The following is a 6,337-nucleotide window of genomic DNA, read 5'->3' on the forward strand; positions in this document are numbered from 1 at the left end:
TAAACCGAAACGCTTTGGACAGGGCATCGATATACTGGGCATAGATGAAATTAATGAAAAATATGGTTTAGAGCGACCGGAACAACTTATCGATGTTATGGCACTATGGGGCGACTCTTCAGATAATATTCCCGGCGCACCTGGAATTGGGGAAAAAACAGCCAAAAAGCTTATCGGACAGTACGGTTCTGTTGAAGAGTTGTATGCACATATTGATGAACTCAAAGGCAAACAAAAAGAGAAGCTCATAGAAAATAAAGATCAGGTCATGCTTTCTAAAAAGCTTGTCACAATTAATACCGAAGTCCCTATTGAACAGGATTATAGTGACCTGGAGCGAAAAGAAATTAATGAAGAGGCGCTGGAAAAAATTTTCAATGAACTGGAATTTAGAAATCTCAAGAAACGTTTAATGCCAGATCGTGCCGCGCAAAACGATACCCAGGGCTCGCTTTTCGATATGTCTGAAACCAAAGTGGAGACCGATGATTTTGAAAGTATTCAGACCGTTGAAACCGACTATAAGCTGATTATCACTAAAAAGGAGACCGAAGAGTTTGCCGAACTGCTTAGCCAACAGACTGCTTTTTGCTTCGATACAGAAACAACCTCAGCCGAACCGTTGAAAGCAAATCTTGTTGGTATGTCGTTTTCATGGAAAAAAGGCAGTGCTTACTATGTTAGCATAAAAGGTAATGAGCTTAAAGAAAATGAAATAGTCAATCTGTTTAAACCTATACTTGAAGATGATTCAAAAAATATAATTGCCCAAAATGCCAAATATGATATGTTGGTTATGCGGCAGTTTGATATTTACCTGGGAAACAATTTGTTCGACACCATGATTGCCCATTATCTCATACAACCTGAATTACCACATAATATTGATTCAATCGCAGAAAGGTATCTTAACTATAAAAAGGTTACCACCGAATCATTAATCGGCAAAAAAGGTAAGGGACAAATGAGTATGGGGCAGCTTAATCCTGAAAAGGTAAAGGACTATGCCTGTGAAGATGCTGATATTACCTGGCAACTTAAACCTTTACTTGAAAAGCAACTCAAAGACTTTAAACTCGACAGACTTTTTAATGAGGTTGAAATGCCTCTGGTTCATGTGCTGGCCGACATGGAATATTATGGCGTTACAATAGACAGTAATGCTTTGAAAAATATTGCAGCGCAATTGCGTAACGAACTGATAGCGCTTGAACAAAAAATACATGAATATGCCGGCATGGAGTTTAATATTGCCTCACCCAAACAACTTGGAGAGGTGCTGTTCGAAAAACTAAAAATTACTGACAAACCTAAGCGTACTAAAACCAAACAGTATGCAACAGGGGAAGATGTGCTTGAAAAGCTGGCAGACAAACACGAAATAGTGCCGGCCATATTGGAGTTTCGTGGGTTAAGTAAATTGCTCAACACATATGTGGAAGCCCTGCCTAAACTCGTAAACGATAAAACAGGCCGCATCCACACCTCCTATAACCAGGCTGTGACGAGTACCGGACGTTTGAGTAGTACAAATCCAAACCTGCAAAACATCCCCATTCGCGACGAAAAAGGAAAAATTATTCGTAAAGCTTTTATTCCGCGCGACGATGAGCATGTTTTGCTTGCAGCTGATTACAGTCAAATTGAGCTTAGAATTATGGCACACTTAAGCCAGGATGAAGCCATGCTTGAAGCATTTAAAAACGACGAGGATATTCATTTGTCTACGGCCGCAAAGCTATTTAAACTTAAACCTGAAGATGTAACCCGCGAGCAACGGGGCCAGGCAAAAGGCGTGAATTTTGGTATTATTTACGGTATTTCCGCCTTCGGCCTATCGCAAAATACGGGTATGTCGAATAAAGACGCCAAACAGCTTATCGACAATTATTTTGAAACCTACCCGAACGTTAAAGCCTTTATGGACAAATCAATTGCCACAGCTCGTGAAAAAGGTTATGCTGAAACCCTCATGGGTCGGAAACGATTTTTGCCCGATATTAATTCTAACAATCGCACAGTACGGAGTGCTGCGGAGCGCAACGCCATTAACGCTCCCATTCAGGGCTCTTCTGCTGATATGATCAAGGTTGCCATGGTAAGAATTAACCGGGCATTGAAAGAGAAGCAATTAAAAAGCCGCATGATTATGCAGGTGCACGATGAGGTGATTGTTGATACCCATAAAAACGAGGTGGATGAAGTTAAGTCAATTGTTTTGGAAGCAATGGAAAATGCCATTTCACTTAAAGTAAAAATGAAGGTAGATTTAAATACTGGTAATGATTGGCTTGAGGCTCATTAATTTGAAATTAAACTATAAAATATTATGATACGATTTACTTTATTGCTGATTTTATCTGCTTTTATAACAGTTGCCTTCCCGCAAAAAATGGAGGTTTCTGTAGCATTTTATAATCTCGAAAATTTATTCGATACCGTTGATTCTCCAAAACCAGGCGATTTTGGCTGGACACCCGGAGGAGGTAAGGCTTGGGATACAGAAAGATATGAGCGTAAAATGAATCACCTGGCTTATGCCATTGAGAAGCTCGACGGCGACCCAAAACAGGCCGGACCCGATATTTTGGGCTTTTGTGAAGTGGAAAACAGAGCTGTTGTGGAGGATTTAATACAAACTGCACCAATTGATGAGGCCAATTATGCAATTGTGCATTATGATTCTCCCGATCACCGCGGAATAGATGTAGGTTTGCTATATCGGAAGGACCACTTTGAGCTCATCGACAGTAAAACTTATACTTTAACATTTCCCGGAGAAGATTACCACACGAGAGACCAATTACTTGTGGTTGGTAAATTACGTGGCGAAAAAGTGCATGTGATCGTGAATCACTGGCCCTCGCGCCGGGGTGGGCAGGAGAAAAGCAACTACCGAAGGGTAGCAGCAGCAAAACTCACTAAATCAATTATTGACTCGGTTCAAAAGGTCGAGACAGAAGCCAATATTATTGTAATGGGCGATTTTAACGATGATCCCGACAATGAGAGCGTTGCTGATGTTTTACAATCCACATCTGATAAAAGCGAAGTGCGTGACAATGGTTTTTATAACCCATTAGCGAACCTTTTATCAAAAGACCGGGGAACATTATGTTATCGTGACGACTGGTTTTTGTTTGACCAGATTTTATTAACAAAATCGTTACTTGATAAAGAGGGGTTAAAGTATAAAAAGTCAAATATTTATGATGATGAAAGCATACGTGTACAAGGTGGTAAATACGACGGTCATCCGTTGCGTACACACGCCGGAACACTTTATTTAAAAGGCTATTCAGACCATTTCCCTGTGTATGTGATTTTGGAATAGGAATTATCAGGAAGGTGTATGCCATATTCGTTTATTATAAAAACGGCACATCATGAAAAATTTATTATTAATTGTCCTGGTCTTTATTAGCCTAAAGAGTTTTGCTCAAAAAGAACCAACCGTTTTATACGCATACGGAAAAAGAGTTATGAATGCAGAGACCTATGATGATTTTAAACGGCATATGCGAATAAAATTGGGGGAAGATGGGTTACAGGTCAACTTTAAAATATATAAAGAAGTTTCGCGCAATGATTCGGTGATCAGGCATTTTAAATATTCTACAAAAAAGGCCGATCCCGGATTCCATTATTTCGAGTATTTGAAGGTAGGGAAGCCTTTGCCAGATTTAGCACTTCAGCAGCTTAATGGAAAAATAATGCATTTGTCTGATCTTAAAGGCAAGCCCATTGTGCTCAATTTTTGGCATACCCGCTGTTTTCCCTGCATAAAAGAGATGCCGCAGCTAAACGAGATAAAACGCAATTATGCTGATAGCGTGCATTTTTTAGCCGTAACCGATGATGGCCCTGAAAAGGTAAATGCGTTTTTACAAGCGCATGAATTTAACTTTACGCACATTGTAAAAGCAGATGATTTCACAGACACTTGCGGGATATTGTCTGTCCCCAAATTTTTCTATATCGACAAACACGGAAATTTTATGGAATCTGGCCGCGGTGTGGGTTTTATCAAAGGCGAAGATGGTAAATTGCAGGTAGGAAGCGATGGCCATATTCGAGGCGCTATTGATGATTTGCTGAAGGAGTAGTTGTGTTTTTGACAATATGCCTTCCCGGCGAGCAAATAAATATTCCTGTTTTGTGCATGAAAACGATACTTGGTAAAATAAATATTGATTATTATCAACTTGACTCTTAAATTTTTCTGTTTTGGGTGACCCGTTCTGTTTCGTTCAATATAATTACATTGTGTTTATGGATCCAAGCATATGTGATAACAGCCAACTCGCTTTGGGTGTTGTCATTGAGTAGCAGGTAAATGGTTGCCAGTTAGCCGCATGAAGAAAAATGCGTTAAAAAAATCTGTTTGTTATGGCGTCAAAGTTTGCGCTGTTTGAGCTTTGATTTTTTTTAAAAAATCGAAGTGAGTTCGTAAACTTTAGCCATAACGAATAGATTTTTAGCAATTTTCTGTAAGCGGCGGGGTTTTTTTGCCTACTTTTTTTGACCTGTAGCAAAAAAAGTAGGGTTAAACCAAAATTGGGTGCCCCATTGCACAAAACACGAGTAGGAAACGATGGCCATATTCGTGGCGCTATTGATGATTTGCTGAAGTAGTAGTTGTGTTTTTGACAATATGCCTTTCCGGCGAGCAAATAAATATTAAAAATCAATAACCCTCAAAAAAACACCCCGGAAGTTAGATATAGCTTCCGGGGTGTAATTGTTTTAAACTATTATTGTATTACCGTACTATCAGTTTTGAAACAAATTGTTTTTGAGTATCTGTAGTTAATGTAATGAAATAGATTCCATCATTTAAATTGTTGATTGTGATGGAATTGTTGCCTTTTGTATTTGTTCTGGATTTGACTAACCGACCAGCAGCATCTGTAATCTGAATTTGTGTCACGTTTTTAATCCCGTCGAGGGTTACCTTGCCATTGTCGGTAGGGATAGGATAAATACGAAAGCTATGGTTTTCAAAACTTTCAAGGCCTGTGCCAAAACTAAAAGCAACAGTTTGTGTCTCCATAACGTTGCCCGAGCCATCTTCCACACCGGAGATAGTTATTTCATAATCACCTTCTGTAAGTTCGTCGATGGTTAGAATTACGTTTGTTAAAGGGTAACCTATTGAAGCATCAGTTACTGAAATGCCGTTATTTACGCTGTAATTAGCCAAATTTAAAGCACTGCTTTCTTCTGGTATTTCACTAAAAGTGATTTTCAGTGATGTAGCGCTGTTTACAGTTACTTCATTTACACTTGGAGCTGTATGATCACCGCTTTGTGTATCAAACGCACCTCTCAACTCGATTTTCCATTCGCCAAAATCCCATTTCAGCGGACCTGAAATATCATAAATTGTACCCAACGAAGGTTCAATTTCGTGAATTTGTGTATTGTGGACGGCCATGCTGCCTGTTCCATCATTGATTTCCCACATGCCATAGCCAAGATCAGTATTTGTACACTCGGCACCTGCTATTTTTATAACTACGCTTTCATATGCTTCATCAAGGTCACTTATTTGAATTGTTTCTGTGGCTGGCAGCTCGTTTTCTCTACTAATTAAATAATAATCTGTTACATCAACAATTTCTGTTAAGTCGTAATATTCTGTGACAGTTCCGGTAAGTATTACACTGTCGCCAATTTGTGGGTTCATTACATCATACACATAAATACCGCTCCAGGGCCCATTGCCATCCTGAACGAAGAAGCCCTCACCAAAATTAGCCGTTACAATGCCTGTAATGGTTACTTCCTGGTCTTCGAAGGGTGTGGTGGCCTGTTCGCCCTGAACCTCTGTTATTGTTTGAATAGTGCCGCTAAAAATGGCTTCTACGTGATAGGTGTAGGGAACAGATTGATAAGATCCGTTATTGTCGGTTGCTTCAATGGTGTAATAAATGTCTGTTTCGCTTGCCTGTGCAGGTATTTGTGCGGTATATTCATCGCCTGAAGCGTTCATAGTAACAGTATTGGTCATGGATTCAATGTCGGTTCCCCAATACAGGGTTGCGCCAATTGTTCCTGCTCCGGTAATGGTTGATGCAATATTTACAGCGTCACCTGTAAATATCATTTCCTGCGACTGAGATACATCGGCAATGCTAATGCTGCTGGCTGCAGCGCCATCCCAAATCATGTTAACCCATTCGGGGTTATCGATAAAGGGATTGCGATTTTTCTGGTAACCAAAAATCACATTGTTGCGGTTACGCTCAAATGCATCGGGCGGATCCTGCTCGTTCCACTGTAAAAGTGCAGAGAGTCTTCCGTGTAGTGGTTGGGGCGAGTTTTCCACCTGGTC

At 40.0% G+C, this 6,337-nt stretch carries 4 protein-coding genes; 3 read left to right on the forward strand and 1 reads right to left on the reverse strand.

The window, feature by feature from the left end; all coding sequences use genetic code 11:
• From polA to VJ937_RS09190, 3 genes are all read left to right on the forward strand, one after another.
• Positions 1 to 2,305: DNA polymerase I (gene polA / locus VJ937_RS09180; RefSeq protein WP_324066600.1), on the forward strand; the 2,305-nt coding region annotated here is incomplete at its 5' end.
• Positions 2,306 to 2,329: 24 nt separating this feature from the next.
• Positions 2,330 to 3,334 carry an endonuclease/exonuclease/phosphatase family protein gene (locus tag VJ937_RS09185; RefSeq protein WP_324066601.1) on the forward strand — a complete coding sequence of 335 codons (1,005 nt, stop codon included), beginning with the start codon at positions 2,330 to 2,332 and terminating at the stop codon, positions 3,332 to 3,334.
• Between the two features lie 52 nt (positions 3,335 to 3,386).
• Positions 3,387 to 4,106 carry a TlpA disulfide reductase family protein gene (locus VJ937_RS09190; RefSeq protein WP_324066602.1) on the forward strand — a complete coding sequence of 240 codons (720 nt, stop codon included), beginning with the start codon at positions 3,387 to 3,389 and terminating at the stop codon, positions 4,104 to 4,106.
• A 656-nt stretch (positions 4,107 to 4,762) separates the two neighbouring features.
• Here VJ937_RS09190 and VJ937_RS09195 read toward each other — a convergent pair.
• The coding region (locus VJ937_RS09195) for a T9SS type A sorting domain-containing protein (protein WP_324066603.1) at positions 4,763 to 6,337 on the reverse strand (1,575 nt) is incomplete at its 5' end.

It is taken from the genome of Salinivirga sp. (assembly GCF_035268865.1).
In the GTDB taxonomy this organism is placed as follows: domain Bacteria; phylum Bacteroidota; class Bacteroidia; order Bacteroidales; family Salinivirgaceae; genus Salinivirga.

Bases quoted from the DNA above. Each gene is read 5' to 3' on its own strand.
- VJ937_RS09185 (WP_324066601.1), top strand. From the start codon at position 2,330: ATGATACGATTTACTTTATTGCTGATTTTATCTGCTTTTATAACAGTT.
- VJ937_RS09190 (WP_324066602.1), top strand. From the start codon at position 3,387: ATGAAAAATTTATTATTAATTGTCCTGGTCTTTATTAGCCTAAAGAGT.